18 protein-coding genes and 1 pseudogene are annotated in these 19,304 nt (G+C 70.9%); 8 read left to right on the top strand and 11 right to left on the bottom strand.

Going from position 1 to position 19,304, the window contains the following annotated elements:
- Window positions 1-28 precede the first annotated feature (28 nt).
- The 3 genes from AB0C16_RS03190 to AB0C16_RS03180 form a co-directional block, all read right to left on the bottom strand.
- Window positions 29-883: a TatD family hydrolase gene (locus tag AB0C16_RS03190; protein WP_357678325.1), complete on the bottom strand. Its 855-nt coding sequence runs from the start codon at window positions 881-883 to the stop codon at window positions 29-31.
- A 48-nt stretch (window positions 884-931) separates the two neighbouring features.
- Entirely contained in the window at window positions 932-2,713 is a 1,782-nt protein-coding gene (gene metG / locus AB0C16_RS03185; RefSeq protein WP_357678323.1) for a methionine--tRNA ligase, read from the bottom strand.
- 87 nt (window positions 2,714-2,800) lie between these two features.
- Window positions 2,801-4,024: a glycosyltransferase family 2 protein gene (locus tag AB0C16_RS03180; RefSeq protein WP_357678321.1), complete on the bottom strand. Its 1,224-nt coding sequence runs from the start codon at window positions 4,022-4,024 to the stop codon at window positions 2,801-2,803.
- A 150-nt stretch (window positions 4,025-4,174) separates the two neighbouring features.
- Between AB0C16_RS03180 and AB0C16_RS03175 the strand changes: the two genes are divergently transcribed.
- A complete protein-coding gene (locus AB0C16_RS03175; RefSeq protein WP_357678319.1) occupies window positions 4,175-5,662 on the top strand; it encodes a phospholipid carrier-dependent glycosyltransferase in 1,488 nt (495 codons plus the stop codon).
- Window positions 5,663-5,698: 36 nt separating this feature from the next.
- Here the strand turns inward: AB0C16_RS03175 and AB0C16_RS03170 are convergent, their stop codons facing one another.
- Genes AB0C16_RS03170 through rsmI form a run of 3 tightly spaced genes read right to left on the bottom strand, consistent with a single transcriptional unit; the run spans window position 5,699 to window position 8,801 of the window.
- Complete coding sequence (locus tag AB0C16_RS03170; RefSeq protein WP_357678317.1) at window positions 5,699-6,295, bottom strand: hypothetical protein; 597 nt, start codon at window positions 6,293-6,295, stop codon at window positions 5,699-5,701.
- Between the two features lie 59 nt (window positions 6,296-6,354).
- Window positions 6,355-7,899, bottom strand: coding sequence for a phospholipid carrier-dependent glycosyltransferase (locus AB0C16_RS03165; protein WP_357678315.1), 1,545 nt, complete (start codon window positions 7,897-7,899; stop codon window positions 6,355-6,357).
- A 53-nt stretch (window positions 7,900-7,952) separates the two neighbouring features.
- Complete coding sequence (rsmI, locus tag AB0C16_RS03160) at window positions 7,953-8,801, bottom strand: 16S rRNA (cytidine(1402)-2'-O)-methyltransferase (RefSeq protein WP_357678313.1); 849 nt, start codon at window positions 8,799-8,801, stop codon at window positions 7,953-7,955.
- Between the two features lie 78 nt (window positions 8,802-8,879).
- Here rsmI and AB0C16_RS03155 point away from each other — a divergent pair, with 78 nt between their 5' ends.
- The gene (locus AB0C16_RS03155; RefSeq protein WP_357678311.1) at window positions 8,880-10,511 is read left to right on the top strand and encodes a phospholipid carrier-dependent glycosyltransferase; all 1,632 of its coding nucleotides are present in this window, start codon (window positions 8,880-8,882) and stop codon (window positions 10,509-10,511) included.
- A 112-nt stretch (window positions 10,512-10,623) separates the two neighbouring features.
- Complete coding sequence (locus AB0C16_RS03150; protein WP_357678309.1) at window positions 10,624-11,811, top strand: hypothetical protein; 1,188 nt, start codon at window positions 10,624-10,626, stop codon at window positions 11,809-11,811.
- Window positions 11,812-12,039: 228 nt separating this feature from the next.
- Here AB0C16_RS03150 and AB0C16_RS03145 read toward each other — a convergent pair whose 3' ends face one another.
- The 3 genes from AB0C16_RS03145 to AB0C16_RS03135 form a co-directional block, all read right to left on the bottom strand.
- Window positions 12,040-12,195 (bottom strand): hypothetical protein, encoded by a 156-nt coding sequence (locus AB0C16_RS03145; protein ID WP_357678307.1) that lies wholly within the window; start codon window positions 12,193-12,195, stop codon window positions 12,040-12,042.
- A gap of 33 nt (window positions 12,196-12,228) precedes the next feature.
- Window positions 12,229-12,777, bottom strand: a complete 549-nt coding sequence (locus AB0C16_RS03140) for a hypothetical protein (RefSeq protein WP_357678305.1) — start codon at window positions 12,775-12,777, stop codon at window positions 12,229-12,231.
- A gap of 73 nt (window positions 12,778-12,850) precedes the next feature.
- Window positions 12,851-13,501, bottom strand: a complete 651-nt coding sequence (locus AB0C16_RS03135; RefSeq protein WP_357678303.1) for a DUF998 domain-containing protein — start codon at window positions 13,499-13,501, stop codon at window positions 12,851-12,853.
- A 314-nt stretch (window positions 13,502-13,815) separates the two neighbouring features.
- Between AB0C16_RS03135 and AB0C16_RS03130 the strand changes: the two genes are divergently transcribed.
- Together AB0C16_RS03130 and AB0C16_RS03125 are read left to right on the top strand one after the other, a co-directional pair.
- Window positions 13,816-14,148, top strand: a complete 333-nt coding sequence (locus AB0C16_RS03130) for a YciI family protein (protein WP_357678301.1) — start codon at window positions 13,816-13,818, stop codon at window positions 14,146-14,148.
- 90 nt (window positions 14,149-14,238) lie between these two features.
- A pseudogene (locus AB0C16_RS03125) lies at window positions 14,239-15,048 on the top strand (sigma-70 family RNA polymerase sigma factor); the annotation flags it as partial.
- Here the strand turns inward: AB0C16_RS03125 and AB0C16_RS03120 are convergent.
- Window positions 14,950-16,347, bottom strand: coding sequence for a pentapeptide repeat-containing protein (locus AB0C16_RS03120; RefSeq protein ID WP_357678789.1), 1,398 nt, complete (start codon window positions 16,345-16,347; stop codon window positions 14,950-14,952). The pseudogene AB0C16_RS03125 and the gene AB0C16_RS03120 overlap by 99 nt on opposite strands.
- A gap of 80 nt (window positions 16,348-16,427) precedes the next feature.
- On the opposite strand from AB0C16_RS03120, the gene AB0C16_RS03115 reads away from it, so the two are divergent.
- Window positions 16,428-17,153: a uridine kinase gene (locus AB0C16_RS03115; RefSeq protein ID WP_357678299.1), complete on the top strand. Its 726-nt coding sequence runs from the start codon at window positions 16,428-16,430 to the stop codon at window positions 17,151-17,153.
- 13 nt (window positions 17,154-17,166) lie between these two features.
- Here AB0C16_RS03115 and AB0C16_RS03110 read toward each other — a convergent pair whose 3' ends face one another.
- Window positions 17,167-17,787, bottom strand: coding sequence for a flavodoxin family protein (locus tag AB0C16_RS03110; RefSeq protein WP_357678297.1), 621 nt, complete (start codon window positions 17,785-17,787; stop codon window positions 17,167-17,169).
- A 72-nt stretch (window positions 17,788-17,859) separates the two neighbouring features.
- On the opposite strand from AB0C16_RS03110, the gene AB0C16_RS03105 reads away from it, so the two are divergent.
- The gene (locus AB0C16_RS03105; protein WP_357678295.1) at window positions 17,860-18,339 is read left to right on the top strand and encodes a MarR family transcriptional regulator; all 480 of its coding nucleotides are present in this window, start codon (window positions 17,860-17,862) and stop codon (window positions 18,337-18,339) included.
- 321 nt (window positions 18,340-18,660) lie between these two features.
- Entirely contained in the window at window positions 18,661-19,284 is a 624-nt protein-coding gene (locus AB0C16_RS03100) for a hypothetical protein (protein WP_357678293.1), read from the top strand.
- Window positions 19,285-19,304 lie beyond the last annotated feature (20 nt).

Here is a 19,304-nt window from a genome sequence, read left to right as displayed (position 1 = left end):
GCCCGGGCGGGGTCCGGCCGCGAACCGGTCACCACTCGCCGAAGACGGCGACCCCGTTGGCGCTGATGGCCTCGCACAGCTCGTCGGGATGCACTCCCTTGACCTCGGCCAGGCAGCGCAGGGTGAGCGGCATGAGGTAGGGGGCGTTGGGCTTGCCCCGGTGCGGCATCGGCGGCAGGTAGGGGGCGTCGGTCTCGACCAGCATGAGCTCGACGGGCGCGACCTGGGCGGCCTCGCGGAGATATCCGGCGTTCTTGTACGTCACCGGCCCAGAAAATGACATGAAATATCCGGCATCCGTGCACTTTTTGGCCATGTCGGCATCGCCGGAGAAGCTGTGGAACACCACCACCGGCGGCGCGCCCTGAGCCGCGAGCACCTTCAGCACGTCGTCATGCGCGTCACGGTCGTGGATGACCAGCGCCTTGCCGGTGCGCTTGGCGATCTCGATGTGGGCCCGGAAGCTCGCGTGCTGGTCGTCGCGGCTCGCCCAGTCGCGGAAGTAGTCGAGCCCGGTCTCCCCCACCGCCCGCACCTCGGCCCGCCCGGCCAGCGCCTCGATCTCGGCCAGCGTCTCGGGAGTGGCGGCGTGCGCCTCGTTGGGGTGGACGGCCACCCCGGCGTGGACGTCGTCGTGCTCCGCCGCCGCCTCGGCGTTCCACCGGGAGGACGGCAGGTCGTAGCCGATCGTGACGAGCCTGGTGACCCCGACGGCCCGGGCGTCGTCGAGGATGCCGCGCACGGTGGCCGACGCCGCCTGGGCGGCCTGCGCCACCGGGTCGCCCGAGGACGCCTGCCGGTTGCCCACCATGATGTCGAGATGGCAGTGGCTGTCGAACACCTCGGCGGAAAGCGGCTCGGGAGCTGCGGGAATCTTGCTCACGGACTCTAAGGTAGCGTGACCGTGCCGGCGCCCGAGCCGCGCACGGCGTCAGTCGGCCAGGCGGGCCAGCTCCTCGTCGACGACCTTCGGGTCGAGCTTCTTGAACAGCGGCACCGGCGCCGCGAGCGGGACACCCGGCTTGATCGGCCGGTGCTCCCAGCGGGCCTCTCCATGGTAGTCGCCCGTGATCACCGGGTAGGGGGTGCCGCCGTCCTCGTCGACCTCACGGATCTCCGGCATGCCCGACCAGACGCCCTCGCCGCCCAGCATCGCGTGGACCTTGTTGGACGAGCTCGGCAGGAACGGTGTGAGCAGCGTCTTGGCGTCGTCGACCACCTGGAGGGCGACGTGCAGGATGGACTTCTGCCGCTCGGCGTCGTCCTTGAGCTTCCACGGCTCCTGCTCGGCGAGGTAGCGGTTGGCGTCGCGGACCACGTCGAGGGCCTCGGTGATGGCGTTCTTGAACCGCGAGCGGCTCAGCTCGGCGCCCACCGGGCCGAACGCCGCGCGCGAGCGCTCCAGCAGCCGGCGGTCGGCGTCGGTCAGCTCGCCGGCCTCGGGCACCTGGCCGAAGTTCTTGGCCGCCATCGAGATCGACCGGTTGACCAGGTTGCCCCAGGCCGCGACCAGCTCGCCGTTGTTGCGGTTGACGAACTCCTGCCAGGTGAAGTCGGTGTCCTGGTTTTCGGGGCCCGCCACCGCGATGTAGTAGCGCAGCGCGTCGGCGTCGTAGCGCGCCAGGAAGTCGCGCACGTAGATGACGACCTGGCGGGAGGAGGAGAACTTCTTGCCCTCCATCGTCAGGAACTCGCTGGAGACCACCTCGGACGGCACGTCGAGCCTGCCCAGCGCCCCGGGCCGCCCGTCGCGGGCGCCCTGGCCGTTGTAGCCGAACAGCATCGCCGGCCAGATCTCGGCGTGGAAGACGATGTTGTCCTTGCCCATGAAGTAGTAGCCGCGGGCGTCGGGATTCTGCCACCACTGCCGCCACGCGTCGGGGTCGCCGGAGCGCCTGGCCCACTCGATCGAGGCGGACAGGTAGCCGATGACGGCGTCGAACCAGACGTAGAGCCGCTTGTTGGGCTGGTCGCGCCAGCCGTCGAGCGGGATCGGCACGCCCCAGTCGAGGTCGCGGCTGATCGCCCGCGGCTGGAGGTCACCGAGCAGGTTGAGGGCGAACTTGAGCACGTTGGGCCGCCATTCGCCCTGCTTGGACTGCAGGTAGGAGCCGAGCACCTCGGCAAAGGCGGGCAGGTCGAGCATGAAGTGCTCGGTCTCGGCGAACACGGGGGCCTCGCCGTTGATGCGGCTCTTGGGGTTGATCAGCTCGATCGGGTCGAGCTGGTTGCCGCAGTTGTCGCACTGGTCGCCGCGGGCGCCGTCGTAGCCGCAGATGGGGCAGGTGCCCTCGATGTAGCGGTCGGGCAGGGTGCGCCCGGTCGACGGCGAGATGGCGCCCATGGTGGTCTTGGGAAAGATATAGCCGTTGTCGTAGAGCCCTTTGAAGATCTGCTGGGTTACGGCGTAGTGGTTGGCGGTGCTCGTGCGGGTGAAGAGGTCGTAGGAGAGGCCCAGCCCGGTCAGGTCTTCGACGATCACCCGGTTGTAACGGTCGGCCAGCTCCCTGGCGCTCACGCCCTCCTTGTCGGCCTGGACCTGGATGGGCGTGCCGTGCTCGTCGGTGCCGGAAACCATCAGCACCTTGTTGCCCGCCATCCGCTGGTAGCGGCTGAAGATGTCGGACGGCACGCCGAACCCTGAGACGTGCCCGATGTGACGGGGGCCGTTAGCGTACGGCCACGCGACGGCGGTCAAGATGTGCTGGGACATAGCTCCAAGCCTAAGGCGCACGGGTAGCCGCCTCGAACGGATTCCCCGCCTTCGGGCGCCGGTCGGGCAGAGCCCTGAACGAAAAGATCAATAAGTCGGCGAGTCTTCGCGCGAGACGGCCTCGGCGGCCTCCTCGGCGGCCTTGGCCGCGATGTCGACGGAGCTCTCGCGGGTGCGGCGGATGCCGAGGATGCTGATGAACAGGGCGGCGAAGATGGTCTGGAAGCTCATGATGAGCGCCGTGGCCGAGGGCACGACCAGGCGCAGCGACTCGCGCGGGTCGAGCTCGCCGAAGCTGCGCACCTGCCAGTGGGCCAGCGACATCACCAGGCCGACCAGACCGGCCAGCGCCAGCAGGCCGCCGGCCACGAGGCCCTTCTCCAGCGACACGATGTCGATCAGCTTGCGGACGCGTGCGGACTCCGGCAGGAACCCCTCCTCGGCCGCGTAGACCTTGGTGAACAACGCGAACAGCGCCGCCTGGAAGCCGATCACGACCGCCGCCGAGGCGCCGACCAGGGTGTCGACGTCGAAGGCCAGCTCGCCGATCTCCACCGGGCCGAAGGTCAGCGCGCTGCCGGCGACCAGGCCCAGGAGCATCAGCGTCAGGCCCGGATAGAAGAACAGCCACTTGGGGCTGTAGAGCAGCAGGAAGCGCAGGTGGCGCCAGCCGTCGCGCCAGGAGCGCAGGTGAGGCGGGCGGCTGCGGCCGTCGGGCGACAGCGTGGTGGGCACCTCGCGCACGTCGAGCCCCGACAGCGTGGAGCGGACCACCATCTCCGAGGCGAACTCCATGCCGCCCGTCTGCAGGTGCAGCCGCAGGATCGAGTCGCGCCGGAAGCCGCGCAGCCCGCAGTGGAAGTCACCGATGGCGGACGGGAAGAACAGCCGGCCGATGAACGACAGGACCGGGTTGCCCAGGTAGCGGTGCAGCGGCGGCATGGCCCCCGGCGAGATGCCGCCCTTGAAGCGGTTTCCCATCACCAGGTCGGCGCCGTCACGCAGCTGCTCGACGAACGGCGACAACGAGGTGAAATCGTAGGAGTCGTCGGCGTCGCCCATGATGACGTACTTGCCACGCGCGGCCCGGATGCCGCCCATGAGCGCGTTGCCGTAACCCTTCTCGTCGACGTGGACCACACGGGCCCCGGCGTCACGGGCGAGCTGCTGCGAGCCGTCCGTGCTCCCGTTGTCGGCGATCAGGACTTCGCCCTCGATGCCATGCTCCTCCATGCACGCCAATGCCTTGCGCACACAGACTTCCACGGTTTCCGCCTCGTTGAGGCAGGGCATGACCACCGTCAGTTCCACGTCTCAACCCTTCAGTCACTGCTGTACAAGCACACCATCATGCCCTGTGCCCGGAGTCGGTCGGGTCAAGTCCTAAAAACGACTGGCATTCTTTACAGCATGGTGAGCGCCGCGGAGATAGCCCCTGTGGACCACTCCGCCCCTGGCCGGATGGCGCGTGTGCTGCTGTTCCTACGCCGACACCGGGTGTTCGCCGCCGCTTTCGCGCTGGGCGCGGTGCTGCGGCTCGTCACCATGCTCGGCTACGGCCCCGCGATGTGGTTCAACGACTCCTACGAGTACGTCTCGGTGGCGCTGCACCCGAGGCCGCACCCGATCAGGCCCGACGGCTACGGGTTCTGGCTGCTGGCGCTCAAGCCGTTCCACAGCTTCACCCTGGTGGTGTTCACCCAGCACCTGATGGGCCTGGCCACGGCCGTGCTGATCTACGCGCTGCTGCGCCGGAAGTTCGGGCTGCCGAAGTGGGGGGCCACGCTGGCGGCGGCGCCGGTGCTGTTCGACGCCTACCAGATCCAGCTGGAGCAGCTGGTGATGTCCGACTCGATGTTCACGCTGCTGGTGGTGGCGGCCATCACGCTGGTGCTGTGGCACCGCCGGATGTCGTGGAAGGTCGGCGTGGTGGTCGGGCTGCTGCTCGCGCTGACCTGGCTGACCCGCTCGATCGGCGCGCCGATCCTCGCGCTCGTGGTGGTCTACCTGCTGGTCAAGCGGGTCGGCTGGAAGCCGATCGTGGCCGTGGTGGTGACCTGCGCGCTGCCGATCCTCACGTACATGGGCTGGTTCGCGTCAAGCATGGGCAAATTCGCGATGACCAACAGCGACGGGCTCATCCTCTACATGCGCACGGCCATCTTCGCCGACTGCAATCGGATGAACATCGACAAATACCAGGAGATCGAGCTCCTGCTGCTGTGCATCAACGACCCGGTCGACCAGCGCAAGGAATACGCGCAGTGGTACCTGTGGGGCCAGGGCGGCGGCGGCACCGGCACCGGCGAGGTCCTGCACCGCTGGGGGGCCGGCAAGAAGTTCACCGAGATCACCAACGAGGCGGCCAGCGCGTTCGCGACGCGCGCGATCCTGTCGCAGCCCGGCGACTACCTGCGCGTGGTGGCGCGCGACTTCTTCCGCGCCTTCCACTGGGACCGCCCGCGTTTCCCCGACGAGCAGACCTACAACATGTACGAGTTCAGGCCCTACTACGACCTCGACGCCAACGGCCGGCCGAAGCGGCTGCCCCAATGGCCCTCCTTCCAGGGCCGCACCGACACCGACGCCTACTCCTACGAGCAGGGCCCGCCCGAGACGCGGATCGTCTCGCCGTGGGCCGACATCATGAGCGGCTACCAGCAGGTGTTCTACCTGCGCGGCATCGTGCTGGGCGGCATCATGCTGGTCGGCCTGTACGGGGTCGCGGTCCGCTGGCGCACGTTCGGCGGGCCGGTGGTGCTGCCGTGGCTGGGCGCGTTCGGGCTGCTGCTGGCGCCGGCGGCGACGGCGGAGTTCGACTACCGCTACGTGCTGCCCGCGGTGCCGCTGGCCTGCGTCGCGGCGGCCATCACGCTGAGCCGCGTCTCGTGGGGCCGGGGGCGGCCCCCGGACGAGTCGGCGTCCGAGCCCACCACCGTGCCCGCCTGAGCGTCCCGCCTCCGGGCACGGGCCGCGTACGGCCGGTCACGAGGAGGCGGCGGCGACGGCCACGACGAGCAGGACGAGCGACGCGGCGGTCACCACGCTTCCGGCGACCACGGCGGCCTTCCTGCCGCGCCGCACGCGCAGGACGTACATGACGACGTACGGCAGGAAGGCCAGCGCGCAGAGGCCGAGGGCGGGCAGGGCCATGGCGCGCAGCACGCCCTTCGTGCCGGAGGGCAGCGCGCGGTCGCCCTCGGGGGTGAGCTGGGCCCGGCCGACGTCGCCCGCCTCGGAGTCCGGTGAGGCGGCCACCGTGATCGGGGCGCCTCCGCCGTCGGGGACGAACCGCCCCTGACAGTCGTAACGGCCCTTGCCAAGAGCCGTGCAGGAGACCACGGTGAGCGTGCCCGGGGTGCCGATCCCGCCGGTGGCGAGCTGGACGTCGGGCACGGCGACCACGAACGGCACCACCCCGAGCACCAGCCAGCAGAGCAGGAGGACGGTCATGCCGGCGCGTCCGGGCACGCGGCCTCCGCCACCCTGTTTCGGGTGCTTCCCCGAGTCCGGGTGCTTCCCCGAGCCGGAGCCGGGATTCAGGTCCACGTTCAACAGGCCGAAAGCGTCGGACAGATCCATGCGCCCAGCGTGGCCTGCCGCACTTGGGACTCACCTGCGACCGGCTGTACCCACCTCCGTCACTTGGGGGCGGCATCGACCCACGAGCGCATCAGCATCCGCGCCCACCACTCCGCCTGCGTGAGCGTCTCGGCGACCAGCACCGGGTAGAGCCACCAGAAGTTGATCAGCACGACGAGCGCGAGCGCCCCCACGGCCGCCGCGCCGAGGGCCCGCCGGCCCGGCGGGGCGCTCTCCCGCCCGATGGCCAGCCCCGCGACCAGGACGAGCGCCAGCACCATGAACGGCACCACGGGGATCATGTAGAAGAGGTACATCGTGCGGTGGTCGGCGAAGGAGTAGTAGAACCAGGGCAGCCACCCCGCCGCGACCACGAGCAGCACCGCGCCCGCCCGCCAGTCCCTCGTGGCCACGTACCACGCGACGAGCCCGAGCAGGGCCAGCCCGGCGGCGTACCAGAGCGCCGGGGTGCCGACGCCGAGCACGGCCTGCGAGCACTTGTCGGCCCCGCACACCGAGGACGGCAGGCCGGCCGGGTAGTGGAAGGAGACCGGCCTGATCAGCAGCGGCCATGTCCAGGGCTCCGACATGTACGGGTGGTAGTCGTCCAGCCCGGTGTGGTAGCCGAGCACCTGGGTCTGGTACTTCAGCCACGACCGCGCCGAGTCGAGCACGAAGAACATCGGCCCCGACGAGGTGGCCTGCTCCCAGCCGCGGCCGTAGCCATCGGCGGTGGCGAACCAGCCGGCCCACGTCGCCACGAACGTCGCCGCGGGCGCCAGGCCCAGCGCGGCGACCGCGCCCGGCACGTCCAGCGAGAACGTCCCCTGGTACGGCCGGCGGATCCCGACGGCCCGCCTGGCGCCGAGGTCCCACATCACGCTCAGCACGGCGAACGCGATCAGGAAGAAGACCCCCGACCACTTCACCGCGCACGCGGCGCCCAGGCACACCCCGGCGGCGATCCGCCACGGCCGCGGGCCGAGCCGCGGCCCGTGCGGAGAGAGCGGTGAGCTGTCGTACCAGTCGGCCAGCCGCTGCCGTGCCGCGTCGCGGTCGGCCACCAGGCAGGCGAACGCGGCCAGCACCCAGAACATCAGGAAGATGTCGAGCAGCGCGGTGCGGGACAGGACCAGGTGCAGGCCGTCGAGCGCGAGCAGGAACCCGGCCAGGCAGCCGAGCAGGGTCGAGCGGGTCATCCGCCGGGCAACGCGGGCCAGGATGAGGATCGACAGCGTGCCGATGACCGCCGCGGCGAAGCGCCAGCCGAACGGGGTCATCCCGAACAGCCACTCGCCCGCGCCGATCATCCACTTGCCGAGCGGGGGGTGGGCGACGAACGAGGCGCAGTCGGCGGCCTCGGGGCACTGCTTCCAGATGTCGGTGTCGCCGGCGAGGAGGCGCCGGTCCGCGATGGGATTCTTCGAGTCACCTAGCGTGACCCGCTCGACGCCGTAGGTGATGAGGGAGTAGGCGTCCTTGATGTAGTAGGTCTCGTCGAAGACGACCGCCCTGGGCTCGTCCAGCCGGACGAAGCGGAGGACACCGCCGAAGATCGTGACGAGGAGGGGGCCGAGCCAGCCCCACAGGGCAGTTCCCTGCATCGGCGGGACGAGCCTTTGCGGTGAAACCCCCCAGTTCCTCACGATGGGCCACCTTATGGGGTTGTGGATCTCCTGTGAACCGCGTCGTAGAGCTCCCGTTTGGGCATGCCCGAGCCCTTGGCCACCTCGGCGACGGCCGCCTTGCGCTGCTCCCCTCCGGCCACGCGGCGCTCGACCTCGGCCACCAGCGCGGCCACGTCCGGCTCGGTCTCGCCGGCGACGTGGCCCGCGACCACGACCGTGATCTCGCCCTTGACACCCGCCGCGGCCCATGCGGCCAGCTCGGCCAGGCCGCCCCGGCGTACCTCCTCGTAGGTCTTGGTCAGCTCACGGCAGACGGCGGCCCGCCGGTCGGGACCGAAGGCCTCGGCCATCGCCTCCAGCGAGCCGTGCAACCGGTGCGGCGCCTCGAAGAAGACCATCGTGCGCTCCTCGGCGGCCAGCGCCGACAGGCGGCGGGCGCGCTCGCCCGGCTTGCGCGGCGGGAAGCCCTCGAAGCAGAAGCGGTCGCTGGGCAGGCCCGACACCGCCAGGGCGGTGGTGACGGCGCTGGGGCCCGGCAGCGCGGTCACCGTGATGCCCGCCTCGACGGCGAGGTGGGTCAGGCGGTAGCCGGGGTCGGAGACGCCCGGCATGCCGGCATCGGTGATGACCACCACCGTGCGGCCCTCCTTGAGGCTCTCGAGCAGCTCCTTGGCGCGTCCGGCCTCGTTGGCGTCGTAGTAGGAGACGATCCGGCCGCCGATCTCCACGCCCAGCTCCGTGGCCAGCCGGCGCAGCCGCCGGGTGTCCTCGGCGGCCACCACGTCGGCGCTCGCGAGCACCTCCCGCAGCCTCGGCGAAACATCGCCCACCTGGCCTATCGGGGCCCCTGCCAGCACCAACCTGCCCTCATCCGTCACCGGACCATTGTGGCAGGGCATCCCGATTGGGCCGTGTTTCTTGGGTAACCACCGGCTTGAGGCCCGTACGATGGCCGAATGGCGGTGACCGACTTCCCGTATCAGGCCTTCGGCGAGCCGAAGGCCGACGAGGGCGATTCCCGGGCGCGATCCGTGCGCGACCGGATGGTCCCGCCGATGCGCGGCAGCGTGCTGTGGGGGTGGCTCGGTCCGATCCTCGTCACGATCTTCGGCGGGATCCTGCGCTTCGCCGACCTCGGTCACCCCAAGGCCGTCGTCTTCGACGAGACCTACTACGCCAAGGACGCCTACTCCCTGATCACGTGGCTGGTGGAGCGCGTCACGATCAAGGACGCCGACAAGTCGATCCTCGCCGGCAGCACCGACATCTGGCAGAGGTGCACCGACGAGACGCTCGACAAGTGCGCCTCCTACGTGGTCCACCCCCCGCTCGGCAAGTGGATGATCGGCGCGGGCGAGTGGCTGTTCGGGATGACCCCGTTCGGCTGGCGCTTCGCCGCGGCGGTCATCGGCACGCTGTCGATCCTCATCCTGGCCCGCGTGGCCCGGCGGATGACCCGCTCGACCCTGCTCGGCTGCTTCGCCGGGCTCCTGCTGGCCCTCGACGGCCTGCACTTCGTGCTCTCCCGCACCGCGCTGCTCGACATCTTCCTGATGTTCTGGGTGCTGGCCGCGTTCGCCTGCCTGGTGGTCGACCGCGACCGGGCGCGCGAGCGGCTGGTCGACTGGTACGACACCTCCCCGCTCTCCCCCGAAGGGCCCTACCTGGGCCTGCGGCCGTGGCGCATCGCCGCGGGCGTCTGCCTCGGGCTGGCGATGGGGGTCAAGTGGTCGGGGCTGGCCTTCGCGGTCGCGTTCGCGATCATGTCGCTGCTGTGGGACTTCGGCGCCCGCAGGGCCGTCGGCCTGCGCCATCCCTACCTGGGCGCCTTCGCCAAGGACGTGCCCACCGGGCTGGCGGCGTTCGTCGTGGTCCCGTTCGTGACGTACATGGCGACCTGGACCGGCTGGTTCGCCTCCGCCGAGGGCTACGGCCGCAAGTGGGAGCAGGCCACCTCGTCGGGGGCGCCGTTCTTCCTCTTCGACTCGATGCGGTCGTGGATCCAATATCAGTGGCAGGTCTTCACCTTCCACAACGGGCTCGAGACCTCCCATCCCTACATGTCCGATCCCTGGCAGTGGCCGCTGCTGCTGCGTCCCGTCGCCTTCCACTACGAGGGCAGGGAGGGCGCCTGCGGGGCCAAGGACTGCTCGGAGGCCGTGCTCGGCGTGGGCACACCGGTGATCTGGTTCGGCGCGCTGGCCGCGCTGGTGGCGCTGATCGCCTGGTACGTCGCCTCACGCGACTGGCGGGCCGGGGCCGTCCTGCTGGCCTACGCCATGGGATGGCTGCCCTGGTTCTACTTCGCCATCGCCCACAACCGCACGATGTTCCTGTTCTACGCGATCCCGATGGTGCCGTTCATGGTGCTGGCCATCACCCTGTGCGCCGGGGTGTTGATCGGGCCCGCCGCCCACCCCTTCGGGGGCGCCCTGCCCATGCGGCGCACCCTCGGCGCCGCCGCGGTGGGGGCGTTCGCCCTCCTCGCGCTGATCAACTTCTGGTGGCTCCACCCGGTCCTGACCGCCGAGCTCATCCCCTACACCGAGTGGAAGGCCAGGATGCTGTTCGACAAACGGTGGATTTAGCCCGGTTACAGTCCGCTCATCGTCATTCCATAGGGTAGTTGCTGTGCAAGACCCAATACGCACCGGTTTCGGTCATCGTCAGGCCCGGGGTCGATACGGCAAACTTCGAGGCATGAGTGCACCAGACGTCACCGCTCTCCTAGCTGAGTTGGAGCGCTCCGAGCCAGACCTCGCCGACGAGGCCAGGACCGCCGTCGAGTGGCTGACAGGCGGCGAGCCCCTGGAGACGGTCACCCAACTCGACGTCTGCGAGTTCCTCTGGTACACCCTGCCGCTCAAGGTCGGCGGTGACCACGAGCGGCTCGCCCGCTCGCTCGGCCGCCTGCTCCAGCTCGGCGGCATGCAGCGCTACGCCGCGCTGTGCGAGTCGCCGACGACCACGCAGATCCTGCGCACGTACGCCCGCGACGGCGAGGACACCGGCACCGCCGCCTACCAGGAGGCCCTGGAGGCCACCGGGGTGCTCCCGCCCGACGTGCCCGACCTGCAGTGGAGCATGATCATGGGCCCCGAGGAGCTGGGCGCACACATCGCCTGCTCGGCCGCCCTGGAGCTGGCCATCATCTCGGGCGACGAGGTCGACCGCGTCGCGCTGACCAGGCGCTGGCTCACCCAGCCGCGGGCCGACCTGGGTGGCGACAACTGGCTGCACCGCGTCCACGGCGAGCGGCTCAACCGCTGGGTGCTCGGCCGCGGTCCCGCCCGCCGGGAGCTGGCTCAGCCGTTCGAGGTGCGGCTGCACGCGCCGGTCAAGGCCCAGCCGATCCCCGCCCTGCGACGCCTGCTGTCGCTGGCCGCCACCTCAGAGGGCAGCCTGCCGCTCCGGCTGGCCCCCTCACCGGCGGCGCTGCGGCTGCGCGAGATGGCGGAGCGGGAGCTGGGCGCGCTCAGCCGCGACGGCGCCACCCTGACCATCACCGCCGAGGGCAGGCGGCTGCTCGACTCGCCCGACGCCCTGTGGGACGCGGTCGCCAGGCTGCTGCTGGCGCGGGGCGAGCACGAGTTCGAGGTGTCGGCCCGCGAGGCCGCGCTCATGCTCCTCGCCGACGGTGTCCTGATGTCGCCCACCCAGCTGCGCGAGCGGGTCGCGGAGGTGGTCGGCGGCGAGGGCTGGCATCCGACGACCGGGCTCGACGACGTCACCGGGCCGGTCGCCGACCTGGTCGGGCAGCTCACCGCGCTCGAACTCGCCTTCGGCGACGAGCTGGCGATCCGGATGACCAGGGTGGGCCAGCTGGCGTCACTGGCCGCGCTCCGGGCGCACGCGCTCCGGCCCCGCAAGTACGTCAACTCCACCTGACCGAGTCGCGCCACCGCGATTGAACCGGGCGGCCGCCGCCCGCGTATCTCTCGCTACCCGGCCACCGCGGCGCGCAGAACGCGGTGGCCGGGCCGAAGCCCCTCCTCCGGCCCGGGCAGGCAGGCCCGAGACAGCCCGATCGTCACCGGCCACACCTCCCGAGGGCGCCCCGGCGGGCGGCGTCATGAGCTGGGCCGGCACCTCGCCGGGAGAGTCGATCCCTGACATTCAGCGCCCGTCGCGGCGCTCCAGCACGTACCACCCCACGAGGCACAGCAACGCGAACAGGCAGAGCGCGGCGACGGCGACCGGGTCGGAGACCAGGAAGGCGAGCACCAGCGCGGCCGGGGCCAGGACCGCCGCGATCCCCGAGATCTTCGACACCACACATCCCCTCAACAGGTACGGGAGCGAACTTTACCGCTCGTGCCCGCGCTCACGAACCGGAGTCGCGGACCCGGCCCACGCCCGCCAGGGTCCTACCGTCTCGTGCCGGAGGAGACCTTCGCGCTTTCCGCGTCGCCCAGAGCGCGACGGCGACGTACAGGGCCTGGCCGGGGATCCGCAGCCACAGCGGCGTCGCCTCACCGCCGTTGAACGGCACCTCGGCGACGGCGGCGTACACGTTGGCGGGCAGCAGCAGCACGAAGCCGCGAGCCCCATCCCGGCGGCCCGGCGGGTGCGGACGAGGACCAGGCCCGCCGCGCCGAGGAGCTCCAGCACGCCGGTCAGATAGACCATGGCGCCGGCGAACGGCACGACAGGCGGGACCATGCGTACCAGATCGGCGTGGTTGGGCATGACCGTGACGCTTTCCGGGACGAAGTGCGCGCTGGCGGTCATGACCAGCATGACCGCCAGCGCGTGGGCGGCGCTGGCCGGCCACGACGCGAACCGGCCGACGCCGAGCGCTCCCAGGGCGCGGAAGCCGAGCAGGGCGACCAGGAGCACGGCAGTCGTTTCCATGACATCCCCCGAATAGATAGTGGTGCTACCCAAAAGTGGATAGCACCACTATCTATTCGGGATCCGGCCGCTGTCAAGACGCGGCCCGCTTGTCCGCCGCCACCACGGCGACCCACATCATCGCGGTGATCGCGCCGACGCACAGGGTCAGGGAGCCGGCCCGCCCGCCCGTCATCGCCCAGACGTCACCGAAGGCGAAGATCAGGCCGGCGGCCAGGGAGCCCGCGGCGAAGCCGGGACGGCCGGCGCGGGAGTAGTGGCGGCCCAGGACGAAGCAGGCGGCGATGAGCGCGGTGAACGCGATGGACCCGGCGACCATGTGCATGAGACCGTGCCAGCTCATCGTGCCCGTCTGGCCCAGCGGCGTGCCGGCGGGGAATCCGTCGCCCGGGTCCATGACAAGGATCCCGGCGGCGGCCATCGCCACGCCGTTGACCAGGATCAGCCTCGGCGCCCACGTCCCGCCGGGCGTGCCGCGCAGGGCTCCGCGCAACCCGAGCGCCCCGGCGACCGTCAGAGCGCCGCAGACCAGGAAGTTGGTGATCTGGAGCCAGCCGAGGTCACCCGTGCTCAGCATGCTGATGGGGTGGCGGAGCAGGTCGAAGCCCTCGCGGGTGAAGGCCTGCGTCAGCGACACGACCGCGAAGAGCGGCGCGGCGACGATGGAGCCCGCGAGCAGGGTGCGCGTCGCCGGGGTGACGGTATCGAACTGGACGGCGGTCATGTCTGTTTCCTTCCGCAGGCGACGGATATCCGGCGCTGTACGCGTTACGCCGGTTTCGTCCGGCCTCGCTAACGCGTCGAGCGGAACCGGCCGGACTCGACACCGGCCCACCCTCACCCCTTCCGACCTGCGAGAACGCGAATCAGCGTGCATTCCCTGTCACATCGGGGCGCACATCGGGCCCCTGTCGCATTCCCTGTCACATCGCCCGAAGCGGGCCTGGTCGGCGGCTAGTGTCGATTTCCGCAGAGCTCGATCGATGCGTAGCCAGAGATCGGCGAGGCGATCACCCGACCATCACGAGGAGCAAGACGATGCAGTTCCTGATGACGACCAAGGGCGCCGACGCGGCACCACCGGACGACGCGATCCATGCGGAGATGGGCAGGTTCGTCGAGGAGATGACCCGGGCCGGAGTGCTGCTGGCGACCGGCGGCCTCGACCCGGTCGGCACCCACGTCTCGGCCGTCGACGGCGCGATGACCGTCACCGACGGCCCGTTCACCGAGGCGAAGGAGGCGATCGTCAGCTTCGCGCTGGTCGAGGTGCGCTCGAAGGAGGAGGCCATCGAGGCCGCCCGGCGCTTCTGGAAGATCATCGGCACCGGCGAAGGCCACATCCAGCAGGTCTTCGGCCCTGAGAGCTGATCGGCCGTTTGCGTGCGCGGCCGGGCAGGTGCTCTGATCGGGCACGTGACGTCCGGGGACACCCACCGCGTGGTCGACGCGGTCTGGAAGATGGAGTCGGCGAGGATCATCGCCGGGCTCGTCCGGATGGTGGGCGACGTGGGGCTGGCCGAGGAGCTCGCGCAGGACGCGCTCCTCGCCGCCCTCGAACAGTGGCCGGAGGCGGGCGCCCCGGATAATCCGGGTGCCTGGCTCATGGCCGTCGCCAAGCGCCGCGCGGTCGACCACCTGCGGCGCGACAAGCGCCTCAACCTCAGGCACGAGCAGCTCGCCCACGAGCTCGCCACCCGGCAGGACACCGCCGAGGCCGATCTCGACACCGCACTGGACGACGACGTGGGCGACGACGTCCTGCGCCTGATGTTCGTCTCCTGCCACCCGGCGCTGTCCAACGAGGCCCGGGTCGCCCTGACGTTGCGGCTGCTCGGCGGCCTGCGCACCGAGGAGATCGCGCGCGCGTTCCTCATCTCCGAGCCGACTGTCGCGCAGCGCGTCGTCCGGGCCAAACGTACGCTCGCCGAGCTCAAGGTCCCCTTCGAGGTGCCCCCGCCCGGCCCTGACCGGGCCGCGCGCCTGTCGTCGGTGCTCGAGGTCATCTACCTGGTGTTCAACGAGGGCTACACGGCCACCGCCGGCGACGACTGGATACGCCAGGACCTCTGCCAGGAGGCGCTGCGGCTGGGCCGCCTGCTGGCCCGGCTCGCGCCCGACGAGGCCGAGGTGCACGGCCTCGTCGCCCTGATGGAGCTCCAGGCGTCGCGGTCAGCCGCCAGGACGGGACCGGCGGGCCAGCCCATCATGCTGCACGAGCAGAACCGCGGCCGCTGGAACCAGCTCCTCATCCGCCGCGGCTTCACCGCCCTGCTGCGCGCCAGGCGGACCGGCGGCCCCCTTGGCCCGTACGTGCTGCAGGCCGCCATCGCCGCCTGCCACGCGCGGGCCCGCAGTGCCGAGGAGACCGACTGGGCGCAGATCGCCGCCCTCTACGCGGTGCTCGCCCGGGTGCTGCCCACGCCGGTGGTGCAGCTCAACCGCGCGGTCGCGGTGGCCATGGCCCACGGCCCCGAAGCGGGCCTGGAGCTGGCCGACACGCTGATCGCCGAACCGGCTCTCAAGGGCTACCACCGCCTGCCCAGCGTGCGCGGCGACCTGCTGGCCAAGCTCGGCCGGCCCGACGAGGCCAGGCGGGAGTTCGAACGCGCAGCGGCTCTCACCCTCAACGTGCCCGAACGTACGATCCTGCTCGAACGCGCCGCGGCCTGCGCCGACGCGGCCGCCTCGGAGGCGGGCGTCCCGGAGACGAGCGTCCCGGAGACGGGCGTGCCGGAGACGGGCGTGCCGAAGGCGGGCGTGCCGAAGGCGGGCGGCACTCTGGCCGAGGCCGCGAGCGCCTTCCTCGGCCGTGACGAGCTGGACACCGCGACCGTCCGCTCCTACGGGCAGACCCTCGGCCGGCTGCGCCGCGAGCTCGGCGACGACGCTCCGCTGCGCGGCGTGAGCGCGGCGCAGGTCGCCGGGGTCTTCGCCGCCGCGTGGGGAAACGCCGCCGCCGCCACGTGGAACCGGCACCGGGGCGCGATCCGCTCCTTCTCCGCCTGGGCCGCCGCCCACGGGCTCCTGTCCGGCGAGCCGGCCGCCGGGCTCGCCCGCCGGCCCGAACCCCGAGGCCGCACCCGCCCCATCGACCCGGCACACCTCGACGCGTTGTGGGAGCTGCCCGGCCTGGGCCGGCGCGAGCGCGCGCTGTGGCTGATGCTGCACGAGAGCGCGGCGCCGGTCGGCTCGGTGCTCGCCCTCAACGTCGAGGACCTCGACCTGGCCGCCAGGCGCGGGAAGGCGTCGGCCGGGTCCCGCTGGATCCACTGGCGGTCCGGCACCGCCGAACTCCTCCCCCGTATCGTCGCGGGCCGCCGCCGGGGCCCCCTGTTCCTGTCCGATCGCAAACCCGGCCCCGGCCGTCCTCCCGCGCCGGGCGACCTGTGTCCCGAGACCGGCCGCCGCAGGCTCTCCTATGAGCGGGCCGAATACCTGTTCAAGCGGGCCACCGGCCACACGCTCAGCCAGCTCCGGACCCGATAGCCGGACGAAGCTTGTGGGAGCGGTCGCCGTCGTGCCGGGGCTGCTCGCCCACGATCCGACTCGCTCTTCCGGGGCGAACATGGCGGCGCCGGCGTCGAGCGGGGCGAGGCTCTGATGGGGCCTGACGATCCTCGTGAGGGCGATGCCATAGGGTCCGTCGCATGACCTCAGACCGGACAGGTGTGCACGTTTCGGCCTCGACCTGGCAGCAGCCTCTCCCCCGTCCCACCTCCCCGGAACGCAGCGCGCTGATCCGGCGGGTCGCCGACCGTGTCCTCGCGCTCGGCGCCCAACGGCTGCGGGTCGGCATCGACGGCCTGACCGCCGCCGGCAAGACGAGCTTCGGCCACGAACTCGCCGAGCAGATCAGCCGGGCCGGACGTCCCGTGCTCCGGGCCACCCTCGACGACTTCAAGAAGCCGTGGCGCGACCGGCACCTGTACGACCGGGAGTCGGGTGAGGGCTACTACCGCAACGCCTACGACTACCAGGCCGTGATCACGTCGCTGCTCGAACCCTGCGCTCCCGGCGGCTCGGGTCGAGCCGTGCTGTGCCACATCGACCCGCTGACCCAGGTCGACCACTCCTCGGTCGTGACGCCCGCCGCGCCCGATGCCGTCCTCGTCGTCGACGGCGTTTTCGCGTTCCGCCCGGAGATCGACCCGTACTGGGACTTCCGCGTCTGGCTGGAGGTGTCGCCGGAAACGTCCATCCGCCGCGGCGCCGAACGCGACCAGGACTGGGCCGGCTCGGAGGCCGAGGCCATCCACCGCGACCGCTACCTGCCGGCCGAACGCCTCTACCTCGCCGAAGCCGACCCGCTCCGGCGGGTGGACGTCGTCATCGACAACTCGACCTTCGGCAGGCCGCGAATCGTACGAGACTGACCCCCGTCGGGCGTCATCGGCGCTCGACGCTCTCGAGCGCGCGGGCGAACCGCACGACGCGCCGCGCCTGGGCCCGCGCGGCGGCGCGCGTCGGCTCACCGACCGGGGCGGCGCCGAAGGCGTCGTCATGCGAGGTGCCGTAGGGGTTGTCATGGACCTGGTCGGTGTAGCCGGGCGTCACCAGGATCCCGCCGAAATGGTGGACGGAGTGGTAGAGCGCGAGCAGGGTCGCTTCGTGGCCTCCGTGCGCCGTGGTCGCGGAGGTGAAGCCGCTGTAGACCTTGTCCGCCAGCAGCCCCTTGGCCTGCAGCCCGCCGAGCGTGTCGATGAACTGCTTCAGCTGGGATGAGACGTTGCCGAAGCGGGCGGGCGTACCGAAGATCACGGCGTCGGCCCAGACCATGTCATCGGCTGTGGCGACTGTGAGCCCGGCGGTCGCGGCCATGTGCGCGACCCAGGCGGGGTTGGACTCGATCGCCCCCCGGAGAGCCAACTCGGCGACGGGGCGCAGCCGTACCTCGGCCCCGGCCTTCTCCGCGGTCTCGGCGAGCTCTCCGGCGATCTCGGCGACGGTCCCCGTGGAGGAGTAGTAGATGACCGCGACATTGACCATGACAGGCTCCAGATACTTCATCGCTGAACAATTGAGCGTCACAGTAGCTGGAGGTGTTTCAGTGCGCAACTATTGAGCGTGTAAGGTTCAGCTGTGACCCGATGGTTGAACGACGAGGAGGCCCGCGCCTGGCGGACCACCATGGTGGCCTTCCGGCTGCTGACCGACCGGATCGAACGCGACCTGCAGGACGAGGTCGGCATGCCGGCCACCTACTACGAGTTGCTCGTGCTGCTGTCGGAGGCCCCCGACCACACGCTGCGCATGAGCGAGCTGGCCCAGTGGACCCACTCCAAACCCAGCCGCATCTCCCACGCCGTCAACAAGCTGGAGGAGGCGGGCTGGGTGCGCCGCGAGCACTACGCCGGCGACCGCCGCGGCTGGCTGACCGTGCTCACCGACGAGGGCCTGGCCGCCCTCGGGGCCGCGGCCCCTCGCCACCTGGAAAGCGTGCGCGCCAACCTGATCGACCTGCTCACCCCGGAGCAGATCGCCCAGCTCGCGACCATCAGCCAGACCGTCTTGGACCATCTCCTGCGAAAGGACGCGCCCCGGCCGTCGGGCCCTGCCTGATCCGCCCTCATCGGGGCACGACGACCCTGGAGATCATCCATGCTCCACGGACAACTGACGACGATGCCGGGCGACGAGCGCTCAGTCGCGCGCTCCCGGCTCGGCTATCACCGCGAGACCCTGCCGTGGCAATGCGGCGGGCCGCACCCGAACTCCGTCGCGTCGAACCCTCGGCGCTGTCGCCGAAGGCCTGGTGCGCCACCTGGCCGAGGTGAAGCGCGGCTGGTTTCGCATCAGACTCGCCGGACACCTCCCGCCGGGGCCCTGGTACCAGCCGCCCGGCAATTGACGAATGTCGAGTGGACGGCTCAGGCTCGCTTCATGGACGAGTTCCGCATGGTCCGCGCATTCCCCCCGGCCACCATTGCCAGGTTGCTCATCCCGCTCATATCGCTGATCCCGATGTTCCTGGTGCTCAGCCCGGGCGTCCTGCCGAGCCGAGAGAGCGGCGTCGTGTTCGGGTTAGGTGCGATGGCGGCGATTGCCCTGGCCATCGTCGTACGGCTGGTCAGACACGAGCGGATGGCCGCGAACACGGTCGTGCGCTTCTCATCTCACGGTGTGGAGATGGAAGACCCGTACGGATCATGTGTCCGCATGACATGGCCGTACATCGAGGACATCGAGGTGGTCGAATGCCATACACCCAGCCCGCGCACCATCGCCGAACCTGACAGGATTCACGTCCGGACGGGGGCCAGGCAGTGCATCGGCCTGACCGGCTGGGGCGAGTACGAGGTTTCCCTGCACGCTCCCGACTGGCTGGTGTCCCATCTGGCCCGGAGCCCGGTCGACCCGAGGACGGGACTACAGAGACTGAGCATCCCGCTCGGCGCCGTCGATCCGTTGTGGGAACGCGGCCCGATGGGCGATCAGGTCCGCCGCCACCGGCCCGATCTTTTCGCGCCCGCCCAGGAAGGGCCGAACCACCGGCTCACACGGTGACGGCGTCAGCGGGTCTGCAC

Origin of the sequence: Nonomuraea sp. NPDC048916, assembly GCF_040649575.1 — a bacterium.
Lineage (GTDB): Bacteria > Actinomycetota > Actinomycetes > Streptosporangiales > Streptosporangiaceae > Nonomuraea.
This window is presented reverse-complemented; position numbering and strand designations above follow the sequence as displayed.